Below are 25,492 nucleotides of genomic sequence, written 5' to 3'. Positions count from 1 at the left end.
GATGAAAGTGCTGGTACTTGGCGTTACAGGCATGCTGGGTCATGCCGTGTTTCGTGTGTTCGGTGATGATGCCCAGCATGAGGTCTGGGGAACGATGCGTAATGCGTCCGCGCTGCAGCATTTTCCCAAGACTGACCATTCCCGTTTGCTGACGGGGGTCGACGTATTGGATCAGGATGCGCTTGCTGCTGCGCTCTCGACAGTTCGTCCGGATGTCGTGATCAATTGTGTCGGTTTGATCAAGCAATTGGCGGATGCGCAGGATCCTCTGACCGCGCTGCCTATCAATGCGATGCTGCCGCACCGTCTTGCGCGCTTCTGCGAACTGATGGGGGCCCGGTTGATCCATGTCAGCACCGACTGCGTTTTCTCCGGCCGGAAGGGGGCTTACCTGGAGTCAGACGTATCCGATGCCGAGGACTTGTACGGCAAGTCCAAATATATTGGCGAACTCTCTGGTCTGCCTCATGCAATTACCCTGCGTACATCGATCATCGGTCATGAGTTGGGCTCCAATTATGCGTTGATCGACTGGTTCCTCTCCCAGACGGGAAGCGTCAAGGGGTTCTCCAGGGCGATTTTCTCCGGATTGCCCACGGTGGAACTGGCACGCGTGATGAAGGATTATGTCCTGCCCAACCCTGAACTGTACGGGTTGTATCATGTGGCAGCCGAGCCGGTTAACAAGCTGGAGTTGTTGCGCATGGTCGCCAATGAGTACGACAGGAACATCGAGATTCAGCCGGATGACGCGCTGGTGATTGACCGCTCCCTTGATGGTCGGTGTTTTCGTGAAGCGACGGGTTATAGTGCAGATTCCTGGCCGGCGTTGATCAAGCGCATGCATGCCAGCCGTCCGGGCGGTTGAACGGCAGGGGATTTGGTCGATATTTTCCTGACCCTTCGGGGTTGTATACGATTTGGAAGGTTCTATGTTCAACGACAAGGTATTGATGATCACCGGTGGCACCGGCTCATTTGGTCATACGGTGTTGCGGCGGTTTCTCAATACTGATGTGCGTGAAATTCGCATTTTCTCTCGTGATGAGAAGAAGCAGGAGGACATGCGCATCGCCTTGGCCAATGACAAGGTCAAGTTCTACATCGGAGACGTACGTGACTACGATAGCCTGAAGCAGGCCATGGTGGGTGTGGACTATGTCTTCCATGCCGCCGCGCTCAAGCAGGTGCCTTCCTGTGAGTTCTACCCCATGGAAGCGGTGCGAACCAACGTGCAGGGGACCGAGAATGTCATGAATGCCGCTGTCGATCGCGGAGTCAAGCGCGTGGTGGTGCTCAGCACCGACAAGGCGGTGTATCCGATCAATGCCATGGGTATCTCCAAGGCGATGGCGGAAAAGCTGATGGTTGCCAAGTCCCGCATGATTCCTGATGGCGGCACCGTCATCTGTGCTACCCGCTATGGCAACGTAATGGCCTCTCGTGGTTCCGTGATTCCGCTGTTTGTCGACCAGCTTCGGACCAACGAGCCGCTGACGGTCACCGATCCGAACATGACCCGCTTCCTGATGTCGCTGGAAGACTCTGTGGACCTCGTGCTGCATGCCTTTGAGCATGGACAGCAGGGTGACCTTTTTGTCCAGAAAGCGCCGGCTTCGACTGTCGGTGAGCTGGCTCAGGCGCTCAAGGAGCTGTTCGACCGGGAAAACCCTGTCCGGGTGATCGGTACCCGTCATGGCGAAAAACTCTACGAGTCGCTGGTATCACGTGAGGAGATGGCCAAGGCTGAGGACATGGGGCGCTACTACCGTATTCCTGCCGACAACCGTGACCTGAACTACAAGAAATATTTCGTTGAAGGTGAAGAGAAAATCTCCAACTTTGATGACTACACCTCTCACAACACCGAGCGTCTGGATGTTCCGGGCATCAAGCAATTGTTGCTCAAGCTCGATTACATCAAGGAGCAGCTCGATGCTTAAGGTCATGACCCTGCTAGGAACTCGCCCCGAACTGATCAAGATGAGCAGGGTGATTGCGGAGCTGGACAAGCAGGTCAATCACGTTTTGGTGCATTCGGGGCAGAATTACGACTATGAGCTGAACCAGGTGTTTTTCGATGACCTGGAAATCCGCAAACCCGACCATTTCCTGGGGGCCGCAGGCGAGACGCCTGCGCAGACCATAGCCGAAGTGATCGCCAAGGCTGACGCGGTGTTCGAGCAGGAGCAGCCAGATGCCCTGTTGCTGTATGGCGACACCAATACCTGTCTGGCAGTGATTGCAGCCAAACGGCGCAAGATTCCCGTGTTTCATATGGAGGCAGGCAATCGCTGCTTCGATCAGCGGGTGCCTGAAGAACTCAATCGCAAGGTTCTGGATCACCTGTCGGACATCAATATGGTGTTGACCGAGCATGCCCGGCGTTACCTGATTGCCGAGGGCATTCGTCCGGAAACCATCATCAAGACCGGTTCGCACATGCAGGAGGTGCTGGACTACTACATGCCCAAGATTCGTCAGTCCGACGTACTCGAGCGCAGTGGTCTGGAGTCCGGCAAGTTCTTTATCGTCAGTGCCCATCGTGAGGAGAACGTCGACTCTCCCGACAATCTGCGCGATCTGTTGGTGAGTCTGCGGGCATTGGCAGATGAATACGGCTATCCGCTGATCGTCTCGACCCATCCGCGGACACGCAAGCGTCTTGAGGCCTTGGGAGAGTCCCTGGATCATCCGCTGATTCGTTTCGTCAAGCCTTTTGGTCTGCTGGATTACATCAAGCTGCAGATGGAGGCGTTCTGCGTGCTTTCTGACAGTGGAACCATCACCGAAGAGGCTTCGCTGCTCAATCTGCCTGCAGTGACGTTGCGTAATGCCCATGAGCGTCCGGAGGGAATGGACGAAGGCACTCTGATCATGAGTGGGCTGGACAAGGCGTCGATGATGGCGGCAGTAAAGGTCATCACCAGCCAGCATGATCGCCAGCATCGGATGATTCCATTGGTCCCGGATTATCAGGGCGGTCCGGTGTCGATGCAGGTGGTGCGTGTGGTGCTCAGTTACACCGGCTACATCAATCGCACCGTATGGCGCAAAGTCTGATATGAATCTGTTGTTGACGGGGGCCAGTGGTTTTGTCGGGCGGGAATTGCTGGCTCGCTTACTGGCGGATGGCAATCATCGACCCAGGGGGGCTTACCGACGCTTGCCTAATTCGATTGCTCCCGGTGCAGAAGCCTGTGTGGTGAGCGATCTTGGGCCGGGTGTCGATTGGCGGGAAGCTCTGCTCGACATCGATACGATCGTGCATTGCTCTGCCCGAGTGCATGTAATGCAGGAGAAGGCTGGCGATCCTTTGGCTGAGTTTCGGCGCGCCAATGTTGAAGGCACGCTTCATCTGGCTCGCCAGGCAGCTGAAACCGGGGTAAGGCGCTTTGTCTTTCTCAGCTCCATCAAGGTCAATGGCGAGGGGACCGAGCCTGGTAAACCCTATACGGCGGATGATGTGCCTGCGCCATCCGATCCTTACGGCGTTTCCAAACTGGAGGCTGAGCGGGGGTTGTGGTCAATAGCGGCTGAAACCGGGATGGAGATCGTGATCATACGCCCTGTCCTCGTTTATGGGCCGGGAGTGAAAGCCAACTTCCGAAACATGATGAAATGGTTGAGCAAGGGCATTCCTTTGCCGCTTGGCGCAATCCATAACCAGCGCAGCCTGGTTGCATTGGGCACGTTGGTCGATCTGATCGTGACTTGTCTGGAGCATCCCGACGCTGCGGATCAGGTCTTCCTGGTCAGTGATGGAGAGGATCTGTCGACGACCCAATTACTTCGACGGATGGCACGGGCGCTGGGCAAATCTGCATTCCTGTTACCTGTTCCTCAAGCTTGTCTGAGCGGCGTGGCGCGTATGTTGGGCCGTGATGCTCTGGCGCAGCGTCTGTGCGGATCGTTGCAGGTGGATATTCAAAAGACCCGTCAGGTCCTTGGGTGGGAGCCGCCGTTGACGGTTGATGATGCGTTGGGGCTGGCTGCTCGCCACTTCCAGACAAACAGGTCGTGAATATATGGTTTTTGTCTGGTGCAGATAAAAGCTAGATAGATAGCGAACATGCCGCCTGCCTCTCAGGGGGGGGCGGCACCCGGACTGTGCTCGAAATTGCAGCGCATACGAAATCACCGGGAGTGGCCATTAGTCTCGTGCTCACTTTTTTGCGGCCTTCAGAGGACCGGACAAAAGGACATTCTGTTAAAATGGCTCCTTTGTCTTGCGACAACTGACTTGGGGAGCGTCCCCTGGCGAATTATCAAGGTTTTCAAGCAGACCACCCATGACCTTCAACTCAATTACGCCCGTTGTTTTATGCGGTGGTTCGGGATCCCGGCTATGGCCCCTATCGCGCAAAAGCTTTCCCAAGCAGTTTGTTCCGCTGATTGACGGTAAAAGCCTCTTGCAATTGACGCTTGATCGCGTGGCGGGGCTCGCAGACCATGTGATGATGGTGACTGCCGATGAACATCGTTTCCTGGTGTCTGAGTCGCTGCAGTCCGGCAGTGCAAATGGTTCCATACTGCTTGAGCCTTGTGGCCGCAACACTGCCCCGGCGATGGCTCTGGCCGCGCTCCAGTGCGAGCGCGAGGGGCGTAATCTGCTGCTGTTCTGTCCGGCTGATCATCACATACCGGACGCTCGGTATTTTGCAGAAACCGTAGCCACCGGTATCCGCGAGGCTGAGGCGGGCGCTATTGTCACATTTGGAATAGTGCCGAGCTTCCCTTCGACCGCCTATGGTTATATCGAACAAGGTGCCAGCAATTCTGGTCCCGCCAGGAATGTCGAGAAGTTCATCGAAAAGCCCGATCTGGGTAGCGCACAGCGTCTGTTGCTTGCCGGTAATGTGTTGTGGAACGCCGGTATCTTTCTGTGCAAGACCAGCACGCTGATTCAGGCGCTGGAGGACTACGCACCGGACATCCTGGCGCAGTGCCGGACCAGTCTGGAAGCGGCTACAAGTGAAACCATCTCGGGCTCGACGACGTTCATTCGCCCGCAAGCCGATGCATTCTCCGCGTGCCGGGCACAGAGTATCGATTATGCGGTGATGGAGCATCATCACAATGTCTCCGTCATCCCATTCAATAGTCAATGGAGCGATGTTGGCAGCTGGAACTCTCTGGCGGAGCTGACAGAGGCTGATGAGGCCGGTAATCGGGTTCATGGAAAGGGAACCGTGCACAATTCGAGCAACACTTTTGTGCATGCACCCTATCGTCCGGTTGTAGCGCTGGGTACCGATAACCTTTTGATTATCGACACGCCTGATGCCGTGCTGATTACGCATAAAAACAACGTGGAGCAGGTCAAGGACGTTGTTGCGCAGTTGGACAAAGAGAAATGCAGTGAGGCTGTGTCCCATCGCAAGGTACTGCGGCCTTGGGGGTGGTATGACAGCATCGACCGGGGCGAGCGTTTCCAGGTCAAGCGTATTGGTGTGAAACCGGGTGCGTCGTTATCGCTGCAAAAACACCATCATCGTGCAGAGCACTGGATCGTGGTCAAGGGCACTGCCGAAGTCAGTCGAGGTAATGAAACATTCCTCCTGAGTGAAAACCAATCTACTTACATCCCGATCGGGGAGATGCATCGTCTGAAGAATCCCGGCATGGTTGAGCTTGAAATTATCGAAGTTCAGTCAGGCAGTTATTTAGGTGAAGATGATATCGTCCGATTTGAAGACAATTATGGAAGAGCAAATGACTAAAATAGCACTCATAACCGGCGTCACCGGTCAGGACGGAGCCTATCTGGCCGAGCTACTCTTGAACAAAGGTTACGAAGTTCACGGCATCAAGCGCCGTAGTTCGCTCTTCAATACGGCTCGAATCGATCACCTGTTCCACGATGTGCATGAAAAGGGCCTGCCTTTCTTCCTGCACCATGGAGATATGACCGATTCCTCCAGTTTGACGCGCATCATCCAGAAGGTGCAGCCCGACGAGATCTACAACCTGGCAGCACAGAGCCACGTTGCCGTTTCGTTTGAGGAGCCGGAATACACGGCCAACTCTGATGCCTTGGGTGCGTTGCGAATCCTGGAGGCCATCAGAATTCTGGGTCTGGAGAAGAAGACTCGCTTCTATCAGGCTTCTACTTCCGAACTGTACGGTCTGGTTCAGGAAACCCCGCAAAAGGAGACGACTCCTTTCTATCCGCGTAGTCCTTATGCGGTTGCCAAGCTGTATGCCTACTGGATCACGGTCAACTACCGGGAGGCTTATGGAATCTATGCGTGCAACGGGATTCTGTTCAACCACGAAAGCCCGATGCGTGGCGAAACTTTCGTGACCCGGAAAATCACCCGTGCCCTGGCTCGCATAAAGCTGGGACTGCAGGACTGCCTCTACCTTGGCAACATGGACTCGCTACGTGACTGGGGACATGCCAAAGACTATGTCGAGATGCAGTGGCTGATGCTCCAGCAAGAAAACCCTGAAGACTTCGTGATCGCGACGGGTGTTCAGTATAGCGTTCGTGACTTTGTGAATGCTGCTGCTCAGGAACTGGGTATACACATCACTTGGAAGGGCAAGGGCGAAGAAGAGAAGGGCTATGACGACGAGGGCAAGTGCATTGTTGCCGTCGATCCTCGCTACTTCCGTCCGACAGAGGTTGAAACGCTGCTGGGCGATGCCTCGAAAGCGAAAACCAAACTGGGCTGGACTCCGAAAATCAGTTTCAGCGAGCTCGTCAGCGAAATGGTGCGCGAAGATCTGAAGAGTGCTGAGCGTGATGAGCTGATCAAAAAACATGGTTACACCACGTTCAGTTATAACGAATAAGATATGGCCTGCTACCCATGAGCAAAATGCGAATATTGTTGACTGGCGGGGGCGGAATGGTAGGGCGCAATGTGCTCGACCACCCCAGGGTTTGCGCCTTTGAAGTGCTGGCACCGCGTAGCACCGAGCTGGATCTTCGAGATTTTTCAGCAGTACAGGCGTATCTCGAAAAATACAAGCCGGACATGGTTATCCACGCCGCTGGCAAAGTAGGTGGGATCCAGGCGAACATCAGGGAGCCGGTTTCCTTCCTTCTGGATAACCTGGATATGGGGCGAAACATCGTTTGGGCAGCTCGTAAGGCGGGTATCAAGCGCTTGATCAATCTCGGCAGTTCCTGCATGTATCCGCGTAACCATTCGGAGCCATTGGCCGAGGAAATGGTGCTCAAGGGCGAATTGGAACCTACCAACGAAGGGTACGCGCTTGCCAAGGTGGCTACCGCACGCTTGTGCGAGTACATCATGAAAGAAGATGCGGCTTTTCAATACAAGACATTGATTCCCTGCAATATCTACGGCTGTTTTGACAAATTTGACCCACAGCACTCCCATCTTCTGCCGGCCATTATCCACAAGATTCACACTGCAAAATCAAATGGGGATGAGTCGGTAGAAATATGGGGGGATGGCAATGCGCGGCGTGAGTTCATGTATGGCGGTGATCTGGCCGATGCCATTGTTCATGCTGTCGAACACTTCGAATCGCTGCCTGCCTACATGAACGTTGGCCTGGGACATGATTACTCGATTAATGAGTACTATCAGGCCGTGGCGGCAGTCATGGACTATCACGGCCAATTTGAGCATGACCTCAGCAAGCCTGTCGGAATGGCCCGCAAGCTGGTGAGTATCGAGCGTCAGGAGCAGTGGGGATGGCAACCATCCCATAGTTTGCAAGAAGGCGTTGAAAAGACGTATCGCTATTATCTGGAGCACGTTCAATGAGCATCAAGTTTCCGCTGGCCACTTCTTCCTGGGAAAAGGAAGAGCTTGAAGCAATGCAACGTGTCATTGCCTCGGGCATGTTCACCATGGGCGAGCATGTTAAAACCTTTGAGCGTGACTTTGCACAGTATGTAGGGAGTAACCACTGCGTCATGGTGAACTCCGGATCTTCAGCCAACCTGCTGATGGTCGCTGCGTTGTTTTATACAAAAAATGCCTCTCTCAAGCTCAAGCGCGGTGATGAAGTTATCGTCCCGGCTGTATCCTGGAGCACCACCTACTATCCACTGTATCAATACGGCTTGAAGATCAAGTTTGTTGATATCGATCTTGAAACGCTGAACTACGATCTGGATGCGTTGGAATCTGCGGTCACTGACAAGACTCGGGCCATCATGGCGGTGAATTTGTTGGGTAACCCGAATGACTTTGGGCGTATACAGCAGATTATCGGTGAGCGCAGCATCGTCCTGATCGAGGATAACTGCGAATCCATGGGCGCGACCTACGAGGGCAAACAGGCGGGCACCTTTGGCGTGATGGGCAGCTTCAGTTCCTTCTTCAGCCATCACATCTCCACTATGGAAGGTGGGCTTATCGTCACTGATGATGAAGAGCTTTATCAGATTCTGCTTTCGTTGCGTGCTCACGGCTGGACCCGTAATTTGCCCAAGGAGAATCTGGTCTGTAGCGAGAAGAGTGACGACCCATTTGAAGAGTCGTTTCGCTTCGTGTTACCGGGCTACAACGTTCGTCCCCTGGAGTTGGAGGGGGTGTTGGGTATTGAGCAGGTCAAACGCTTGCCAAGTATTATCGACGAGCGTCGTAAGAATGGTGCGCTTTTACAAAATGTCTTGAAAGATCATCCCGACGTTCTTATCCAGCGAGAGATCGGTGCGTCGAGCTGGTTCGGTTTTAGTCTGGTTATTCGTCCTGGGAGCAAGCTGACTCGCAAGGTGCTTGTTTCGAAGCTGACTGCGTTTGGTTTTGAGTGCCGTCCTATTGTTGCCGGAAACTTTGCCAAGAATGAAGTGGTTAAATATTTTGACTCTGAAGTTCATGGGGTTTTGAAGAACTCGGAGCACATTGATCAATTTGGGCTTTTTATTGGTAATCATCATTACGCCACCCCGGAAGCTTTTGAAATCCTGGCAAAAAATCTATAATGAGGAAGAAATGAGTTTTCTTAAGAAAGTAGTTGCAAGGCTCATCCTTCTTTATAAAGTTCATATTAAGAAGGATAGTTTTCTCCTGGAAGCGAAAAGATGGTTCAGGGATGAAGGTGATAAAACCCTCAGACTGAATTACCCGCTTGATGAAAATAGCGTTGTTTTTGATCTGGGTGGGTACCAGGGAGATTTTGCCGCCGATATTTATGAAAAATATAATTGCAATATCTATATTTTTGAACCGGTCAAGGCGTTTTACGATAAATGTGTCTTGCGTTTCTCAGATATCCCCAAGGTGAAATGCTTTAACTATGGCCTTTCTTCGTCCGATGGTTGGCTTGATATTTCCCTTGCGGAAAACGCCTCAAGCTTTTCATCGCCACTGGCCAAGGGTAATACAGAACGTGTTGAGGTTCGCTCTATTGCTCCGTGCATCAAAGCATTGGATGTAGATAAAATCAACCTCATCAAAATAAATATTGAAGGGGGTGAGTATGATGTGTTACCAGCACTTATTGCCTCTGGTGATATTAGTAAAATCGAAAATATTCAAGTCCAGTTTCATAACTTCGTTGCGGGTGCTGAGAGTAAGAGGGAAACCCTGCGTGAGGCTTTAGAAGAAACTCATGATGAAACATGGTGCTATGAGTTTGTTTGGGAAAATTGGAAGAAAAAAAATAAATCGGTTGTCTAAGAATTCTTCTTTGCGTAGCAGTGCTGGCGGTTTGATCTAGCCAGTGTCAGTAATGTAATGATTGCTCCTGAAAACTACCGCTCAGGCGGTAGTCATGAAATTGGAATTTAAGCGTAATTTTTGGGTGGCCTATTAAGGGTGGTTGATTCAGGTTTGCATGATAATACACACAACTTATTCAAGGTTGACATTTTTTGCCGCTGGTTTCAAGGGTGCTCGATGTGAAAAAAAGGAAAAGCTAACATGATTATTTCCAATATCATTGGCGGCCTTGGGAACCAAATGTTCCAATATGCCATGGCTCGTTCCCTGTCTCTTGAACTTAAGTCCGACTTGTTGCTCGATATTTCATCATATGACTCCTACCCTCTGCATCAGGGATATGAACTGGATCGGGTATTCAAAGTTAGAAGCTCCTTGGCAAAAGTTGAAGATGTAAAAAGTGTGTTGGGTTGGCAACAAAATCTTTTTATCCATCGAGTCTTGAGGCGACCACAATTTTCCTGGTTGCGAAAAAAAAGCCTGGCCATTGAGCCTTTTTTTCAGTACTGGGAGGGTGTTAATTTTCTTCCGAAGAATTGTTATCTGTTTGGTTATTGGCAGAGCGAAAAATATTTCAATAAATTTTCTGAAGTTATTCGTCAAGACTTTTCCTTCGACTCGAATATGTCAGAAGAGAACTCCTTCTATTCTGAAAGAATTCGTAAGTCGAATTCTGTAAGTGTCCACATAAGGCGCGGGGATTATTTAAATAATTCTGTTTATGCCTCTTGCTCTTTGGAGTATTACAGGTCGGCGATTGCACATGTCTCGGCGAGGTCTGGTAATCCTGTATTTTTTGTCTTCTCTGATGATATCGAGTGGGTGAAAGATAATTTGGAGTTTGAGGCAGAGTCTTATTTTGTTGCTCATAATAAAGCTGGCGAAAGCTATAATGACATGCGCCTCATGAGTTACTGTAAACACCATGTCATTGCCAACAGTTCATTTAGCTGGTGGGGCGCCTGGCTAAACCCCTCTCCTGAAAAAATAGTGATCGCTCCCAAGCAGTGGTTTACTGACGGTACTAATACCAAAGATCTGATCCCCTCCGAGTGGATGGTTTTATGAGCACTCGAAATGCCTCTGAAAAAAGCACCCTGGTGATCGGTGGAGGAGGCTATATCGGCGCCTACCTCGTTCCTCAGCTTCTGGCCACGGGCAGGCGAGTCACTGTTCTCGGGAGAAGTGCTTCGCCACGATTTGCGCTTCCGGAAGAGGCTGTCTACGTGTGTGGTGACTTTGGTCAGCCAGCTCTGATAGGCGACCTGCTCGATGCCCACCAGGAAGTCATACACTTGGCATATGCCACGGTGCCAAACACATCTTTTGAAAATCCTCTGGCGGATCTTCTGCAGAATTTGCCACCGACCGTACAACTCTTTGCCGAGGCGGCAAGGCGCTCCATCAAGCTTGTGCTGATTTCATCGGGAGGGACGGTATACGGAGAGGCGCAGTCTGTTCCGATTATGGAGGGACATCCGGCCAACCCGATTTCACCCTATGGCGTGACAAAGCTGACACTGGAAAACTACGCTTATCTGTACGCGAAGACGCATGGTCTGCAGTTTATTTGTGTTCGCCCCGCCAATGCCTATGGTGTGGGGCAACGGCCGTTCATTGGCCAAGGTTTTATTTCTACTGCAATAGCTTCCGCGATCAAGGGGTTACCAATAAAGGTATTTGGTGATACAGGCTCTGTCCGAGATTACTTGTACATCTCCGATGCTGCTTCAGGCATAGTAAGTGCCCTTGAGTTTGGAAAGGTTTCAGAGTGCTATAATCTGGGCTCTTCTATTGGCTCGACTAATATGGACATTGTCAATCATATCCGACCCTTGATGCGGCAACTTAACTGCGAGGTTGATGTTGAGCACCAGGCCGAGCGTGTCTTTGATGTGAAAAAAAATGTGCTTGATAGTTCTAAGTTGACACGCGATACCGGCTGGAAGGCAAAGATAGATCTTCTTGACGGCCTTGTTGCTACACGTGATTGGTTGTGGAGTGGTAGAAATGGATTCTAGCTTTCAGGCGGACGTCCTGAGCGGCAGGATAAAGCCTCTGATTTCTGTAGTGCTTCCAGTTTACAACGGGCAGCCTTTTCTTGTTGAGGCTATCGATTCCATACTGGCTCAATCAGTCACGGATTTTGAGCTCATTGTCATCGACGATGGTTCCAGCGATGGTTCACTGGGAATACTCAGGGAGTATGAGCGAAAAGATCCCAGGGTCAGAGTTTTTACTCAGAAAAACCAGGGGTTGACCAGTACCCTGAATAAGGCACTGGAGCTCGCAGAAGGTCAATGGGTTGCGAGAATGGATCAGGATGATATTGCGCTACCCTTCAGGTTCGAAAGACAACTCGACTACTTGGTGCATTCCAATGTTGATCTTGTCGGTAGCTGGGTGAAGCGCTTCGGTTCTTCTGATCAACGTACGGTCAGACTGCCGGAGTCGGAGGCAGCAATAAAAATGGAAATGCTATTTGGCTCCCCGTTCGCACACCCAACCGTCATGATGTCCGCAGATTTGGCAAGACAGCTTCGCTATGATCCTTCCTGTGACAAGGCCGAGGACTATGATCTGTGGGTTCGGGCAGCTATCGCGGGATGGAAGATGGCTAATGTCCCAGAGGTGCTACTACTGTACAGGGTCCATCCTGCGCAAATTTCCACAGCGGCTTCGAACCGTCAGGCGCTCCTGTCACAGGGAATAAAGCAGCGATATTGGGAGCACGTATTTGAGCGCTTGGGTAAGGATAAATCCTGTATCCAGTCGATAGTTGCAGTACGCAGTCCTGGCTCGAAGGTTGACATCGAGGCAATAGACACAGCTCTGAGAGAGGTATTGCAGAGCTGCGATGAGGATGCGAGGTCTATTGTGCTCAGTCACGCATTGCGCATTTACTTCAGGGTCGCGGCTGATTGCCCTGATATCGTTTCTCGCTGGAAAAACCTGAGTAACGACCCTCTAAACAAGGCCTCATTCAGAACTTTGTTGACCTTACGCTTGCTGCGCCTGTTCAGAGTGCGACCGGATGGTAGGCTTTTCAACAGTTTGAGACATTGGCTGATAGCGTTGTTTTATCGCTAAACGACAATTGCTTTCCAGAGCAGGTTCAAACCTCAATCATTATCCTCTGGTAGTCTGATTTCGCTTGGCAGGGCTAACTATCTAACGCCTGCACCCGGCGGGTCGCGCTTTAGGCTTTTACCTTTTTCCATGGAAAGAGGGAAAGCTCATGGAGCGTGTTCCGCAGGGTACGGCCAGTGCCGATCGAGCGGCGATTTTGCCCGCGCCCGACGCCGTGCTGCTCAAGCATTTCGACGAGAAACTGCTCGCCTATCTCGCTGCATCGCCGCATCCCAGCCTGTCGCTCAATCGGCTGCAGGCGGCACTGGCGCGTGGCCTCGACAGCCAGCGCCAACTCAGCAAGCTGCTGGAGCGTGCGCCACGGATCGCCGTGGTCCTCGAGCAGATCCTCAACGAAACCTTCGGGCATGATCCGCATCGGCTGCTGTTCACCCCACCGCCAGGCGACACTCGCCAGGGGCCGCGCACCTTGGTGCAGGTCGCCCTGTCGCTGTTGCGCAATCCGTTCCTGGTCCTGGAAACGGGCGTGGAACTGAGCCTGTCCGATGTGTCGGACAGCCCGCTGGCCTGGACCTCAGCCCAGCTGTTGCAGCGCCTCAAGCGCTTGGGGCTGGCTTCCCGGATCGCGATGGCCCTGGATGACTACTGGCAACTGCCGGCCGATGGCAGCCACCTCTCGCGCCGCGATCGCCTGGTCGAACTGCACAGGTTGCTGTTTCACGACAAGGTCTTGCTGGCCCACGGCCTCGGTGTGTTGTCTTCTGCGGCGAGCGGAATGCTGATGGGGCTACTGGAGGCGCCGACGGCCCAGGCCCGGGCGTGGGCCGGTGGGCGCTGGGCCCAGTTGGCGGTGTCCGGGCTGGTCTGGCCCGGGCTCGGTCAGGTCGCGCCGGTGGTCAGTGGTGCCCTGCATGTGTGGCGCGCCGACAATGACACGCGGGGCCGCCAGGTGGTTTTTGTGCCGGGATTTGCCGAGGAATTCTTCGAGTTCGCCAGCCTGGCCGAATTGCAACGCGAACTGCCACGGCACCTCAATGCGCCGGGAAACTATCGACTCTGGCAACTGCTGCCGTTGCAGGAGCGTCATCACCTGTTCGGTCAGACCGACACGGCGGCCCTGGCCTACGGCTTCCAGGCATGCGCGAGCCTCACCGACGACGCCCTGGCCCACAGCGCCCTCGGCCGGCTGGATACGCAACTGGCCAATGAATGGGCCGGCGCCTTGCTGCTCAATGCGGCGTACATGCTGCCGGAACGCTTGACCGACGCCGAGCGCCTGACCCCATCGCAGGCAGTGGAGGCGATGCAGGCCGGGCGCTCCGCGTTGACCTACCTGCCGGCCCTCAAGCCGCTGCTCGCGCGATGGTTGCGTCGCGATGAGCAGTATCGGATGTTGGAGATCACCTTTGGCAGCCTGGCCGCCGATATTCCCCAGCGCATGCGTCAGAGCAAGGTTCGGCGTCAGGAGCGGGGGTTGCTCAAGCTGCTCGAACAACGGACGGCGCAGGTCGGGGCGTCGCAGCAGAGCGTCCTGCTGGATGATCATGAACCGTGGCTGAAGCAGGCGGCCCTCGTCCGTGAAATGCTTCAGGGCCGCGACGACTATTCCCGAGCGGACTTCTGGAGCACCCAGGACGAGCAGGGCTTCGAGCTTGCCGAGCGGTTGTTCAAGGGGCGCTGCCAGGCCCTGCTGTACGAGGCGCGCATGCAACGTCAGCTCGGGTTGATCGAGCAGCCCGAGCTGGAGCGTCTGCTCGAGGTATTGCCGGCGCCGTCGTCGGTGGCACCACGCCGCGCGCCCGATACCCGCATAGCCAGCCTCTGCGTCGGGCCAGAGGCGTCGTCCTGGACGCTGACCGGCGCCTGTGTCATCACCACTCGCCAGGCGCTGGTGGATCGAACGTTGAATACCCCGGCTTTGCTGTTCGTGCCGGGACGGCTGGGTGGCCTTGAGGCGTTCAGCAACCTCGAAAGCCTGTCGCAGCAGGTGGGCTTTACCTTGCTCGCCCCGGAAGGCGAAACCCTCTGGCCGCTGGTGGCCCGCGATCAGCGTGCTGCACTGCGCGACTGGCTGCGCCAGTTACCGGCGGAGGGGCGAGTGGCGGTGCATTATCGGCCCGTCACGGCCGATGCTCTGCGAGAGGGAGTGCAACAGCAGATTCAGCAGCACCTGCGCATCTGTCGGGCGATCGAGGGCGGCTTGCGACCTTTCTCGGAGATCGCCGATGTCCGTGGTTCCCTGCAAATGCTCGCCCATGAGTTGGAGCAGAGCCTGGTCGTCCCCGGGCACGATGCCCGCGAGCAGGCGTTGGACAACCTCGCGGCCCTGCAATTCGCTACCGCGCAGGCCCGCGAACTGCCTGCTTGGTTATCCGACGCGGCGCTGGCGGTGCGTCGGCAGTATGCGCGTCTGCTCGGTCGCCACCAGCAAAGCCTGCAGGCCCTGGAGCGTCGGCTGGAGCGGCAGTTGCCGGACCTGGACGATTTCGCCCGGGGAAAAATCATCGAGCGGCTCAAGCAGGACGGCCTTTATCCGGGACTGGATGTCGATAGCCCGCTGTTCGACCTGCCCGACAGCGTCGAGCGGGTATGGAGCCCGCACCCCGAGCAGCCGGTGGGCGGCTCGGGGCCGAAGACGGTGGTCAGCGAACGGCACCGGAACTACAGCTTCCTGCAACTGGCCCTGGAGAACCTCGACCCGCAACTCCCGGGAACCCGTCGCCGGTTGGAATATGGGCGGATCCTGGACAGCACCTGGGAGTCGCGCCTGACGCCCGATTATCTGATCTCGACGATTTTCGCGTTGGACCTGGGCGGGCAGTACGACACGCTGATTCAGCGAGCCTTCTACGGCGTCGACGATCCCCGACGCGAAGCGCTGCCGCTTCTGGAACGGGCGCTGCTGTATCGATTGGTCCGGCAACGTGCCCGGTTGGAGTTGTTCAGCGCCCGGCAACAGGGGCTCGGCGAGCGGGCGGCGCAGCTGTTCGAGCGGGCCCTGGGTGGCGAGTCCGCCACGCTGTCGCCTGGTGAGCGCATGGCGATCGAACTGTACTTCGTCACTTTCGCCGGTCGGGCCTTCGCCCGCGCCCGGCATGTGGGCAATGCGGTGGCGATCCACGACAAGGTCTCCGGGCTGACGCTGCTCTATCTGCCTGGTGCGCCCCATGCCCAGGTCCTGACGCAATACCCGGACCTGCAGGCGGCGCAGCGGGCGCTGGTCGATCGCGAACGGGCGTCGCAGCGGGTGACGGATATCGTGCAGCGGTTGGCGGCGGGCTGGGCCGAGGAGGTCATCGAGGAGTACCCCGCCGAACTGTCATCGGCGCAGGACTGCCCGCAGTCAGGCCATGTTGCGACAGCGGTTTCCTCGTCGATGAGTCCGCTGTTGGCGGTCAGCTCCGGCTGGCTGTTCAAGGTGGTCAGAAGCTGGTGGACCAGCGAACCGGAGCAGGCCGTGCCAAGTCCGCAGGCATTGGAAAAGGAAGTCCGCCGCGAGATCGCGCAGAACCCCGAGCAGTGGCTGCACCTGGAAAAGACCACGCGCACGGACCTGTCGCTGATCCTCGCTCATGCCTTTGTGCTGCGGGCGCAACTGCGGGCCAGGGCTGTCTCGAATTCCGCGCGACAGTTGTCGCAACAGCGCGAGGTCCTCGCGCGGGAACAACGTACCGCCTTCTGGCTGAGGGTGCTGTCGGTGGTGCCGGTCGCCAGTATTGGTGTCAATGTCCATGAAACGGCGGTGGCCTTGCGTCAGTTCCATCGCAGCGGCGATCTGCGTGATGCGTTCGAACTGTTCAAGGCCGCGCACATGACCCTGGCCGACATCGCCCTGACCCTCTACCCGGCGGGCTGGGCCGCGCGGCCGGCACGAGTGGCCAGTGGTGCCGGGGCGCGTGCGGTGCTCAGGAGCATCAGCCGACGACGCACGCTGTATCACAAGGGCGCGGCGGCGTTGAAAAAGCGCGATCCGCCAACCCGGCCCGAGCCCTTGCTGCAGGGGTACGCAACGACCCTCGCCGACGACGACGCGGTGGCCCTGCGTGGGCCGATCAACGCCGGCAGTCAGGTGAAAAACGGCGTGCAGTTCATCAGCGATGGTCGCCAGCACTACGAGGTCTATCGGCCAAAGGGCGAAAGCGCCTTGCGCCTGAAGAAAACCGCCGAGCAGGAGAATGAACTGATCCTGCATATTCGCGAGCCTGGCGAGCACCTGTTGCGTGCCGATGCACCCGAGCCGCAGCCCGGCCCCAGTCGTGCGGCCTATCACCGTCCCTGGGTGCAGGCTGCCGAGCCGGCGCCCACGGTGGCTCCGGTATCAAGGTTGGCGTGGATGAGCCGCCGACCGGCAACGGCGCGTACGCACTGGAAGGCCTGGGGCCTGGCTCTGGAGGACAGCGACGTTATCGAGTTGTCGGCGGACAAGGGCCTGTATCGCTACCGCGACAGCGACGTTCGTCTGCTGAAACTCGATGGGCATTATTTCGAACTGCTTGCCGAGGGTTCCGACATCGATCCCGAGATCGTGTTCATCCGGCGTCCCGGTGCCTTGGCCGAGCTGGCGCTGAGTGATTTCGAGCGCTGGTGGTCGCACCTGGACCAGCAACCGCTGCCGGCCACCTTCGACCCGCAGACTCGGCTGTGGACGCCGCGCGAGCCGTTGTTCGATGTGCCCGCGGAGCGCTCGCTCGCCGCGATTGCACCGGGAATGACCGCTGACAGCCGGACACTCACGCTCAATCGGCTGGTCGAGCGTGCCGACACAGCAGGCACCGCCACCACCGCCAGCCGCATGGTCGCGCTCAGGCGCACGCTGGAAACCTGGGAAACCCGAGGCCTGGACCTGCACGTGCTGTTCCGGGAACTCGACGACCGGCCCATTCGGAATCCGTTTCGCATCGGTGCCCCGGGCAGCGCGGGCTTTTCCCGACTGGATTTCGACCCTGGCCACGTGATCAATCCGCGCTTCTTCGACATCGAGGGGCGGCACCGTATCCAGGACCTGTCGCTGCATACCGAGCGTGCCGTCAAAGACATCCTGCGGCGTCACGGTTTTGTCGTGACCGAGATCCCCAAGGCCCGCTCCTACCTCTCGGTCAACCTCGACTGCGTGCATCCGGGGTCCGAGCATCACTACTTCATCCATCTCAAGTGGACCAAGGGCAACTCGGTGGTGCTGTTCAGCTCCCCGCGAGCGCCGTTGCAACTGACGGATGACTGGCTGCGGCGGTTGGTCGATACCCGCTCGACCAGCCACAGCGCGCTGCTGCAACCGGCCAGGGTGGCGCTCGAAGAGGGGCGATTGGTGAAGTTGGTGGCGGGCCTGCAGCGGGTGCCGGGGTCGCAGCGGATCGTGGTGTTTTTTATCCGTGTAGCGTGAGTGTCGGTCGCCCTGGTCCGGTTGCTCGATTGTGCGCAGCAGTGGATCAAGGCGGCTGCGCCCCTCTCGATGGAGCGCGATACCGTGAACAGACTGATGCGGTGCTCACGCGTTTCTACTGCATGAAGGACTCCGGGTTTTCTTGCCAGTTAACAGGGAACTCTGCAAGGTTGGCCGTATCAATGAGTCAGCGGTTTGCGAAGGTCGTCGATAAAAACTCAGGGATGGAGAACAGCAATGAACAACCGGAACAACGTCAATCAGGCACGTCATGGCCATCGGGTTGCGACCGCACTGTTCGCGACCCTGGGGCTTGGTGGCTGTGCCTCGTCAATGTCCACCACCGGCGAGCCGGGGGTGAAGATGGGCGATAGTTATCCACAGGTGCTCGCGGTGGTGAGCCGTAACACTACCGTGACCAAGGAGGTCAAGGGGGAGGGGTTCAGGGCCGAGGGCTATTCGCCGACGTTCAAGGATTGTCGCATCAAGTACTTCATCTTTCAGGGCGCCAATGGCTTGCAGCGCGTGAGCTTCGAACCGGCACCGCAACTGTCCGTCACCCAGAACTGCCGTCAGCCCTGACAGGCCTGTCTTTCTCAAGCCTGTTCACGAGCTGAAGAGTGACGCTCGGCGATCTTTCACGCCCTATGGGCTGAGCGCCACAGGCCATGAACAGGCTCTCAGCGAGTCGATTGCCCATGAAAATTCTACGTGTTGCCCCTGCCATGCTCCTGGTGCTGCTCGGCGGTTGTGGTCAGGTATCCAATATCCGTTCGTTCTCGACCGCCTATACCTCGCCGCAAGCGGGGGAAACGGCCCGGCTACGTGTCGTCAGTGACGGTATGGTGCGTGCGGTGCCTGGACGCAACTGCCTGGACTGGACGAGCCCTGGTGCCGGTGTGATGGTTTCGGCGCAGTCAGGCTTTACTGATCGCAACGGTGAGCGTCTGGGGATGCCAGGAATGGCACCACGCTCGGCGGATGTCGTCTCGTCGGAGCTGGTTATCCCGGCGAACAAGCCCATTGCGTTTCATTACCTGGCGCAACAGCGTTATGCCCGGCAGTGCTTCAATACCCTGAGCTTCGTGCCCCGTCCCGGCGTGGATTACCAGCTGCAGGCAACCATGGCCGGCGGCTGCCGGATTGAACTGGATGAACGGCGCGCAGGTGAGGAGTGGTTGCAGATCGTCGATGCGACGCAGACGGCGAAGGCGTCGATGTGCAATGTGATGGATAATTTCTAGAGGCGGGGTTTACGAATCCTGAAAACAAAAATGCCCCGGATCGACGATCCAGGGCATTCTTGTTAAAGATGGCGCACTCGGCGGGATTCGAACCCACGACCCCTGCCTTCGGAGGGCAGTACTCTATCCAGCTGAGCTACGAGTGCTTGTGCGGGCGCCATCATACCTATCTCGACCCTAGGCGTCCACGGTGGTTTTCAGCCGGAGACTTTACGCCGTCCCCGTGGTGCATTTTCCTGCCTCTGCCACTCCTTGCGCCCGGCTAGAGCGTCTTCTGGCGCTTTGGCGCAACGGATCCATGGTTTTTCTGCTGCGCATTGGCCTGGGTTTTCCGGGTTGGCGCCGCCTTCCGATGCACCATCAGACCCGAAGGGACGCTGATCAGAAAATCCCTGCCAAGTGTCGGTTCTCGTTCTTTTTTTCGAACAGACTATTGTCCTTTAACCCCATTGATCCTAGGATTCGTTTGAGATTTCAAACGCTCCTGTCTGGGTGCTGAACCGCACGGCTCTCTTCTGTGCGCTATTTATGTGCTTCGGCCCGGTGAATGAACTTCCTGACGGCAGCCCCCAAGGCGCCTTTCTACAATCAATAAAACGCTGCGCGCACGCGCGGTGCTGTTAAGGAAAGCCACATGCAGCTCAAAGATAGCCAGTTGTTCCGCCAGCAAGCCTTCATCAACGGGGCCTGGGCCGACGCGGACAATGGTCAGACGATCAAGGTCAACAACCCGGCCACCGGCGAAATCCTGGGTACCGTGCCGAAGATGGGCGCTGCCGAAACCCGCCGTGCCATCGAAGCCGCCGACAAGGCGCTGCCGGCCTGGCGCGCGCTGACCGCCAAGGAGCGTTCGAACAAACTGCGTCGCTGGTTCGAACTGATGATCGAGAACCAGGACGACCTGGCACGGCTGATGACCCTCGAGCAGGGCAAGCCGCTGGCCGAAGCCAAGGGCGAAATCACCTACGCCGCGTCCTTCATCGAGTGGTTCGCCGAAGAAGCCAAGCGCGTCTATGGCGACGTGATTCCCGGCCACCAGCCCGACAAGCGCCTGATCGTGATCAAGCAGCCGATCGGTGTGACCGCAGCGATCACCCCGTGGAACTTCCCTGCCGCGATGATCACCCGTAAAGCCGGCCCAGCTCTGGCCGCCGGTTGCACCATGGTGCTCAAGCCCGCTTCGCAGACCCCGTTCTCGGCTCTGGCCCTGGCCGAGCTGGCCCAGCGTGCCGGCATTCCGCAAGGCGTGTTCAGCGTGGTCACCGGCAGCGCCGGCGAAGTCGGCGGCGAGCTGACCAGCAACCCGATCGTGCGCAAGCTGTCCTTCACCGGCTCGACCGAAATCGGTCGCCAACTGATGGCCGAATGTGCCAAGGACATTAAAAAGGTTTCCCTGGAGCTGGGCGGCAACGCGCCGTTCATCGTGTTCGACGACGCCGACCTGGATAAGGCCGTCGAGGGCGCGATCATCTCCAAGTACCGCAACAACGGCCAGACCTGCGTCTGCGCCAACCGCCTGTACGTGCAGGAAGGTGTCTACGATGCCTTTGCCGAGAAACTCAAGGCGGCGGTCGCCAAACTGAAGATCGGCAACGGCCTGGAAGAGGGCACCACCACCGGTCCCTTGATCGACGAGAAAGCCGTGGCCAAGGTCAAGGAGCACATCGCCGATGCCCTGAGCAAAGGCGCCACCGTGCTGACCGGCGGCAACGCGATGGAAGGCAACTTCTTCGAACCGACCGTACTGGTCAACGTGCCGAACAACGCTGCCGTGGCCAAGGAAGAAACCTTCGGGCCGCTGGCGCCGCTGTTCCGTTTCAAGGATGAAGCCGACGTCATCGCGATGTCCAACGACACCGAGTTCGGCCTGGCTTCCTACTTCTACGCCCGTGACCTGGGCCGCGTGTTCCGCGTGGCCGAGGCTCTGGAATACGGCATGGTCGGCGTCAACACCGGGCTGATCTCCAACGAAGTCGCGCCGTTTGGTGGCATCAAGGCTTCGGGCCTGGGCCGTGAAGGTTCCAAGTACGGCATCGAAGACTACCTGGAAATCAAATATCTCTGCCTGGGCGTCTGACCCGGTCGGATGGTTCGGCGACAGGGGCACGAGAGCGTTGTCCCTGTCGCGTTTCAAACGTCACTCCCCATGTGGCCGGAACGCTGTGCCAGTCGATCATCGTATGCTGGTGCAGTGCTTTCTCTGCCGCGTCATCCTTGAACCACGCCGCCCGATGAGCGGTGAATGAGGACAATATGAGCAAGACCAACGAATCCTTGATGCAACGCCGCCAGGCTGCCGTTCCACGCGGCGTCGGCCAGATCCACCCGATCTTCGCCGAGTCGGCGAAGAACGCCACCGTGACCGACGTCGAAGGTCGCGAGTTCATCGACTTCGCCGGCGGTATCGCCGTGCTGAACACTGGCCACGTGCACCCGAAAATCATCGCCGCAGTGACCGAGCAGTTGAACAAGCTGACCCACACCTGCTTCCAGGTCCTGGCCTACGAACCTTACGTAGAGCTGTGCGAGAAAGTGAACGCCAAGGTTCCGGGTGATTTCGCCAAGAAAACCCTGCTGGTCACCACCGGTTCCGAAGCGGTGGAAAACGCCGTGAAGATCGCCCGTGCCGCCACTGGCCGCGCCGGTGTGATCGCCTTCACCGGCGCCTACCACGGCCGCACCATGATGACCCTGGGCCTGACCGGCAAAGTCGTGCCTTACTCGGCCGGCATGGGCCTGATGCCCGGCGGTATCTTCCGCGCGCTGTACCCGAACGAACTGCACGGCGTGAGCATCGACGACTCCATCGCCAGCATCGAGCGCATCTTCAAGAACGACGCCGAGCCCCGTGACATCGCCGCGATCATCATCGAGCCGGTCCAGGGCGAAGGTGGTTTCTACGTCGCGCCCAAAGAGTTCATGAAGCGCCTGCGTGCCCTGTGCGACCAGCATGGCATCCTGCTGATCGCCGACGAAGTACAAACCGGCGCCGGTCGTACCGGTACCTTCTTCGCCATGGAACAGATGGGAGTCGCTCCGGACCTGACCACTTTCGCCAAGTCCATCGCCGGTGGCTTCCCGCTGGCCGGTGTGTGCGGCAAGGCCGAATACATGGACGCCATCGCTCCGGGCGGCCTGGGCGGCACCTACGCCGGTAGCCCGATTGCCTGCGCTGCGGCCCTGGCCGTGATGGAAGTGTTCGAGGAAGAGCACCTGCTGGACCGCTGCAAGGCTGTTGGCGAGCGTCTGGTCAGTGGCCTGAAGAAGATCCAGGCCAAGCACCCGGTGATCGGTGAAGTGCGTGCCCTGGGCGCGATGATCGCGCTCGAGCTGTTCGAAGACGGCGACAGCCACAAGCCGAACGCGGCAGCCGTGGCGCAGATCGTCGCCAAGGCCCGTGACAAGGGCTTGATCCTGCTGTCTTGCGGCACCTACGGCAACGTCCTGCGCGTGCTGGTCCCGCTGACCTCGCCGGATGAGCAGTTGGACAAGGGCCTGGCGATCATCGAAGAGTGCTTCGCCGAACTCGCCTGAGTCGTGATGCGTTAGACAAAAAGACCCGCTTCGGCGGGTTTTTTTTGTTTCAGGATCCGCCAATCGGGGGGCCCGGTTGTATCTGGGCGGCTGTTTTGACTAATGTGTCAGGACTGCTCTCGGAGAGTGCAAGATGACTGCTTTGGATTTGCCCGCTGTACCCCGTGTATTGATTGCCGAGGCGGACCCTTGGGCACGGGACCTGTTGAAACAGGTGCTGCTGACGGTGCGTTGTGATGCGCGGCTGGAACTCTGTGCCAATGGCCAGGATGCCTTGCAGCAACTCAACGAGCAGCCCTTCGATCTGGTGATTGCCGACCGCGAGTTGCCAGGCGTCGATGGCTTGAGTCTGCTCTACAACATTCGCCAGAAAAAACGTCATCCACTGTTGCCGTTCATCCTGATCAGTTCGCGCAGCGACATCGCCAGCGTCCGCGAAGCCCTGCCGCTGCAACCGACGGCCTATCTGACCAAACCCCTCAACATGGATGGCCTGACCCAGCGCCTGCAGGATCTGCTGCTCGATGCCGGGCAGAGCGTATCCTGCGAGATTCCGGCCCTGGCGCCGGGTATGGACCTCAAGACTTTCCTCGAACGGCGACGCGAACAGTCGGATGGCGCGCCGCTGATGGCCGATGTGCAGGTTGCGGTGAAACGCAGCCTCAATCCTGCCGGCCTCGATCTCAAGCTGCTGGAGCAGGAAATCTCCACCGACCCGCAGATCACTGCGGTGCTGATCTCCGCCGCCAACAGTGCGGCGCAGCATCATGGCAGCGCGGTACAGACCTTGGCCCAGGCCCTGATGCGCCTGGGCTCGGCCCAAAGCATGAACCTGATCCTCGGCCTGAGCCTCAAGCGCAGTGCCAAGCTCAGCGACGCCGCTCTGGCCGATTACGCCGAGCGCTATTGGGGGTTGTCGCTGCACACGGCCGAGTACGGACGCACGTTGGCACGGATGTTCGATCTGGATCAGGAGCGTTGTTATTGCGCGGGGCTGTTGCACCGTCTGGGCGACCTGGCGTTGTTGCGCTGTCTGCAGGAATGGCGGCAGGCGGGTGGCGAGCTGGATGATGAGCAGATTGGTGAGTCGCTGTTTGCGCTGGGCGCCAGTTATGGTTCCGCGCTGCGTACCCGCTGGCGCTTGCCGCTGGAACTGCGGGAGTTGATCGCGGCGATCTATCAGCTCGGTGGCGGGGTGTATTCCCGTGAAGCGCTGGCGATGAACCTGGCGGCACAACTGGCGCACCTGACGCCCAGGGAGGGCATCGAGGACGTCGCCAAGAGCCGTGCCGCGCGACTGCTCAAGATCGGCCTGGCGGACCTGACGCGACTGCGCAAGAACTGACCCTCTTTCCCTTGTGGGAGCCGGCTTGCTGGCGATAGCGATCCGAGCGTCGACCCTTTCGGTGGCTGCTACACCGCTATCGCCAGCAAGCCGGCTCCTACAGGTGCTGTGTCGCCTGTGGAGTCGGGGCTACGCCAGTACGATCTACGCCAGCACGATCTGATTCTTGCCCTGGCGCTTGGCCTGATACATCGCCCCGTCTGCTCGGGCGAACAGACTGTCGAGTAACTCATCCTCTGCTGTCAGGTTGGTCAGGCCCTGGCTGACGGTGGTGCCGAAGTTTTCCCCTTCCTGGTTGAACGCCAGGCGCTGAATTTCCCGCTGCAGGCGCTCGGCGATCATCAGCGCCATGTCCGGGGCACAGCCGGGCAGCAGGGCGGCGAACTCCTCGCCGCCGATACGTCCGAACAGGTCGCCGCTGCGCAGTGCCGAGCGGCCGGTTTCGGCGATCCGTTGCAGCACCTGGTCGCCTGCCGGATGACCGTAGGTGTCGTTGATCTGCTTGAAATCATCGATATCCAGCAGCAGGAACGCCAGCGGCGACCCCTGCAATCGCGCCTGTTCGAACTCGCGGTGGGCACATTCGAAGAAATGCCGACGGTTGCTGCTGCCGGTCAGTACATCGGTGGTTGCCAGGCGCTGCAGTTCGTCTTCCAGCAGCTTCTTTTCGGTGATGTCCTCGGCGATCCCGACCACGATCACCCGCTGGTCCGGCTCGGCCTGGCGGCTGATGAAGCATTTGTCGCTGAGCCAGCGGATTTCCCCATCGGCACTGATGATGCGGTACTCGCGGTCTTCCACCGCGCCCTTTTCCAGCACCTCGGCCAGGCTGCGCTCGGCGTAGTCGAGATCGTCCGGGTAGATGCTGTTGCGCCACTCGTCGTAGTCGGCCAGCAACAGCCCGGCCGAGCGCCCGAAGATGCGCTCGTAGGCCGGGCTGACATAGAGCATCTGCCGGGCCTCCCAGTCGAAGGCCCAGAGTACGGCATTGACGCTGACCAGCAGGGAACTGAACAGTTGTTCGCGCTCGCTCAGGCGCGCGACCTCGCCCTGTGCATGCACCAGCGCAAGCAGGGTTTCAGCGGCTTCCGGCCACTGTTTGAGCAAAGACGGTTTGGGTTTTTTTATTACCATCGACACACATCTCACTGGGTGGGCCGCGCCGATACCTGGCACGACGACACTGACAAACCGCCGGGATGGCGAAGTGCATTTGAGATAGATGAATGGACGCTAAGTTCCGAAC

General features: G+C 57.5%; 19 protein-coding genes and 1 tRNA gene. 18 read left to right on the top strand and 2 right to left on the bottom strand.

All coding sequences use genetic code 11. The annotated features are described in order from the left end of the window. Position 1: 1 nt before the first annotated feature. From BLU37_RS06475 to BLU37_RS06405, 15 genes are all read left to right on the top strand, one after another. Complete coding sequence (locus BLU37_RS06475; protein ID WP_090203321.1) at positions 2 to 868, top strand: dTDP-4-dehydrorhamnose reductase family protein; 867 nt, start codon at positions 2 to 4, stop codon at positions 866 to 868. A gap of 64 nt (positions 869 to 932) precedes the next feature. Next, positions 933 to 1,943 (top strand): polysaccharide biosynthesis protein, encoded by a 1,011-nt coding sequence (locus tag BLU37_RS06470; protein ID WP_090203318.1) that lies wholly within the window; start codon positions 933 to 935, stop codon positions 1,941 to 1,943. Then, positions 1,936 to 3,063: a non-hydrolyzing UDP-N-acetylglucosamine 2-epimerase gene (gene wecB / locus BLU37_RS06465; RefSeq protein WP_090203315.1), complete on the top strand. Its 1,128-nt coding sequence runs from the start codon at positions 1,936 to 1,938 to the stop codon at positions 3,061 to 3,063. Before BLU37_RS06470 ends, wecB begins: the two co-directional genes overlap by 8 nt. A gap of 1 nt (position 3,064) precedes the next feature. Continuing rightward, positions 3,065 to 4,024: a UDP-glucose 4-epimerase family protein gene (locus BLU37_RS06460; protein ID WP_090203313.1), complete on the top strand. Its 960-nt coding sequence runs from the start codon at positions 3,065 to 3,067 to the stop codon at positions 4,022 to 4,024. A 268-nt stretch (positions 4,025 to 4,292) separates the two neighbouring features. Then, complete coding sequence (locus BLU37_RS06455; RefSeq protein WP_090203311.1) at positions 4,293 to 5,723, top strand: mannose-1-phosphate guanylyltransferase/mannose-6-phosphate isomerase; 1,431 nt, start codon at positions 4,293 to 4,295, stop codon at positions 5,721 to 5,723. After that, positions 5,716 to 6,801 carry a GDP-mannose 4,6-dehydratase gene (gene gmd, locus BLU37_RS06450; RefSeq protein WP_090203308.1) on the top strand — a complete coding sequence of 362 codons (1,086 nt, stop codon included), beginning with the start codon at positions 5,716 to 5,718 and terminating at the stop codon, positions 6,799 to 6,801. Before BLU37_RS06455 ends, gmd begins: the two co-directional genes overlap by 8 nt. Before the next feature lie 17 nt (positions 6,802 to 6,818). After that, positions 6,819 to 7,748, top strand: a complete 930-nt coding sequence (locus BLU37_RS06445; protein ID WP_090203305.1) for a GDP-L-fucose synthase family protein — start codon at positions 6,819 to 6,821, stop codon at positions 7,746 to 7,748. After that, positions 7,745 to 8,914, top strand: coding sequence for a DegT/DnrJ/EryC1/StrS family aminotransferase (locus BLU37_RS06440; RefSeq protein WP_090203303.1), 1,170 nt, complete (start codon positions 7,745 to 7,747; stop codon positions 8,912 to 8,914). The genes BLU37_RS06445 and BLU37_RS06440 overlap by 4 nt, the downstream gene beginning before the upstream one ends. A 10-nt stretch (positions 8,915 to 8,924) precedes the next feature. Continuing rightward, positions 8,925 to 9,611, top strand: a complete 687-nt coding sequence (locus tag BLU37_RS06435) for an FkbM family methyltransferase (RefSeq protein ID WP_090203300.1) — start codon at positions 8,925 to 8,927, stop codon at positions 9,609 to 9,611. Positions 9,612 to 9,854: 243 nt separating this feature from the next. Further along, on the top strand, positions 9,855 to 10,721 hold the full coding sequence (locus tag BLU37_RS06430; protein ID WP_090203298.1) for an alpha-1,2-fucosyltransferase: 867 nt from the start codon (positions 9,855 to 9,857) through the stop codon (positions 10,719 to 10,721). Continuing rightward, positions 10,718 to 11,674 (top strand): NAD-dependent epimerase/dehydratase family protein, encoded by a 957-nt coding sequence (locus tag BLU37_RS06425; RefSeq protein ID WP_090203295.1) that lies wholly within the window; start codon positions 10,718 to 10,720, stop codon positions 11,672 to 11,674. The genes BLU37_RS06430 and BLU37_RS06425 overlap by 4 nt, the downstream gene beginning before the upstream one ends. Then, a complete protein-coding gene (locus BLU37_RS06420) occupies positions 11,664 to 12,743 on the top strand; it encodes a glycosyltransferase family 2 protein (protein WP_090203292.1) in 1,080 nt (359 codons plus the stop codon). Before BLU37_RS06425 ends, BLU37_RS06420 begins: the two co-directional genes overlap by 11 nt. A gap of 148 nt (positions 12,744 to 12,891) precedes the next feature. Continuing rightward, positions 12,892 to 18,123, top strand: a complete 5,232-nt coding sequence (locus BLU37_RS06415; RefSeq protein WP_090203289.1) for a dermonecrotic toxin domain-containing protein — start codon at positions 12,892 to 12,894, stop codon at positions 18,121 to 18,123. Positions 18,124 to 18,360: 237 nt separating this feature from the next. Further along, positions 18,361 to 18,705: a hypothetical protein gene (locus BLU37_RS06410; protein WP_090203286.1), complete on the top strand. Its 345-nt coding sequence runs from the start codon at positions 18,361 to 18,363 to the stop codon at positions 18,703 to 18,705. Positions 18,706 to 18,848: 143 nt separating this feature from the next. After that, entirely contained in the window at positions 18,849 to 19,367 is a 519-nt protein-coding gene (locus tag BLU37_RS06405) for a hypothetical protein (RefSeq protein WP_019362788.1), read from the top strand. A gap of 69 nt (positions 19,368 to 19,436) precedes the next feature. Here BLU37_RS06405 and BLU37_RS06400 read toward each other — a convergent pair. Further along, positions 19,437 to 19,513, bottom strand: a tRNA-Arg gene (locus BLU37_RS06400). A 488-nt stretch (positions 19,514 to 20,001) separates the two neighbouring features. Here BLU37_RS06400 and gabD point away from each other — a divergent pair. The 3 genes from gabD to BLU37_RS06385 all read left to right on the top strand — a co-directional run bounded on the left by gabD (position 20,002) and on the right by BLU37_RS06385 (position 24,246). Further along, the gene (gene gabD, locus BLU37_RS06395) at positions 20,002 to 21,444 is read left to right on the top strand and encodes an NADP-dependent succinate-semialdehyde dehydrogenase (protein ID WP_010447367.1); all 1,443 of its coding nucleotides are present in this window, start codon (positions 20,002 to 20,004) and stop codon (positions 21,442 to 21,444) included. Between the two features lie 176 nt (positions 21,445 to 21,620). Continuing rightward, on the top strand, positions 21,621 to 22,901 hold the full coding sequence (gene gabT / locus BLU37_RS06390) for a 4-aminobutyrate--2-oxoglutarate transaminase (RefSeq protein WP_090203283.1): 1,281 nt from the start codon (positions 21,621 to 21,623) through the stop codon (positions 22,899 to 22,901). 133 nt (positions 22,902 to 23,034) lie between these two features. Then, positions 23,035 to 24,246, top strand: a complete 1,212-nt coding sequence (locus tag BLU37_RS06385) for a response regulator (RefSeq protein WP_090203280.1) — start codon at positions 23,035 to 23,037, stop codon at positions 24,244 to 24,246. 144 nt (positions 24,247 to 24,390) lie between these two features. Here BLU37_RS06385 and BLU37_RS06380 read toward each other — a convergent pair whose 3' ends face one another. Further along, positions 24,391 to 25,380: a GGDEF domain-containing protein gene (locus tag BLU37_RS06380; RefSeq protein WP_029379447.1), complete on the bottom strand. Its 990-nt coding sequence runs from the start codon at positions 25,378 to 25,380 to the stop codon at positions 24,391 to 24,393. Between the last annotated feature and the right edge of the window lie 112 nt (positions 25,381 to 25,492).

The sequence above is a fragment of the Pseudomonas asplenii genome (genome assembly GCF_900105475.1).
GTDB lineage: Bacteria > Pseudomonadota > Gammaproteobacteria > Pseudomonadales > Pseudomonadaceae > Aquipseudomonas > Aquipseudomonas asplenii.
The sequence above is the reverse complement of the archived record's forward strand: the minus strand, read 5'-3'. Positions and strand labels throughout refer to the sequence as shown.

Bases quoted from the DNA above. Each gene is read 5' to 3' on its own strand.
- BLU37_RS06475 (WP_090203321.1), top strand. From the start codon at position 2: ATGAAAGTGCTGGTACTTGGCGTTACAGGCATGCTGGGTCATGCCGTG.
- BLU37_RS06470 (WP_090203318.1), top strand. From the start codon at position 933: ATGTTCAACGACAAGGTATTGATGATCACCGGTGGCACCGGCTCATTT.
- wecB (WP_090203315.1), top strand. From the start codon at position 1,936: ATGCTTAAGGTCATGACCCTGCTAGGAACTCGCCCCGAACTGATCAAG.
- BLU37_RS06460 (WP_090203313.1), top strand. From the start codon at position 3,065: ATGAATCTGTTGTTGACGGGGGCCAGTGGTTTTGTCGGGCGGGAATTG.
- BLU37_RS06455 (WP_090203311.1), top strand. From the start codon at position 4,293: ATGACCTTCAACTCAATTACGCCCGTTGTTTTATGCGGTGGTTCGGGA.
- gmd (WP_090203308.1), top strand. From the start codon at position 5,716: ATGACTAAAATAGCACTCATAACCGGCGTCACCGGTCAGGACGGAGCC.
- BLU37_RS06445 (WP_090203305.1), top strand. From the start codon at position 6,819: ATGAGCAAAATGCGAATATTGTTGACTGGCGGGGGCGGAATGGTAGGG.
- BLU37_RS06440 (WP_090203303.1), top strand. From the start codon at position 7,745: ATGAGCATCAAGTTTCCGCTGGCCACTTCTTCCTGGGAAAAGGAAGAG.
- BLU37_RS06435 (WP_090203300.1), top strand. From the start codon at position 8,925: ATGAGTTTTCTTAAGAAAGTAGTTGCAAGGCTCATCCTTCTTTATAAA.
- BLU37_RS06430 (WP_090203298.1), top strand. From the start codon at position 9,855: ATGATTATTTCCAATATCATTGGCGGCCTTGGGAACCAAATGTTCCAA.
- BLU37_RS06425 (WP_090203295.1), top strand. From the start codon at position 10,718: ATGAGCACTCGAAATGCCTCTGAAAAAAGCACCCTGGTGATCGGTGGA.
- BLU37_RS06420 (WP_090203292.1), top strand. From the start codon at position 11,664: ATGGATTCTAGCTTTCAGGCGGACGTCCTGAGCGGCAGGATAAAGCCT.
- BLU37_RS06415 (WP_090203289.1), top strand. From the start codon at position 12,892: ATGGAGCGTGTTCCGCAGGGTACGGCCAGTGCCGATCGAGCGGCGATT.
- BLU37_RS06410 (WP_090203286.1), top strand. From the start codon at position 18,361: ATGAACAACCGGAACAACGTCAATCAGGCACGTCATGGCCATCGGGTT.
- BLU37_RS06405 (WP_019362788.1), top strand. From the start codon at position 18,849: ATGCTCCTGGTGCTGCTCGGCGGTTGTGGTCAGGTATCCAATATCCGT.
- gabD (WP_010447367.1), top strand. From the start codon at position 20,002: ATGCAGCTCAAAGATAGCCAGTTGTTCCGCCAGCAAGCCTTCATCAAC.
- gabT (WP_090203283.1), top strand. From the start codon at position 21,621: ATGAGCAAGACCAACGAATCCTTGATGCAACGCCGCCAGGCTGCCGTT.
- BLU37_RS06385 (WP_090203280.1), top strand. From the start codon at position 23,035: ATGACTGCTTTGGATTTGCCCGCTGTACCCCGTGTATTGATTGCCGAG.
- BLU37_RS06380 (WP_029379447.1), bottom strand. From the start codon at position 25,380: ATGGTAATAAAAAAACCCAAACCGTCTTTGCTCAAACAGTGGCCGGAA.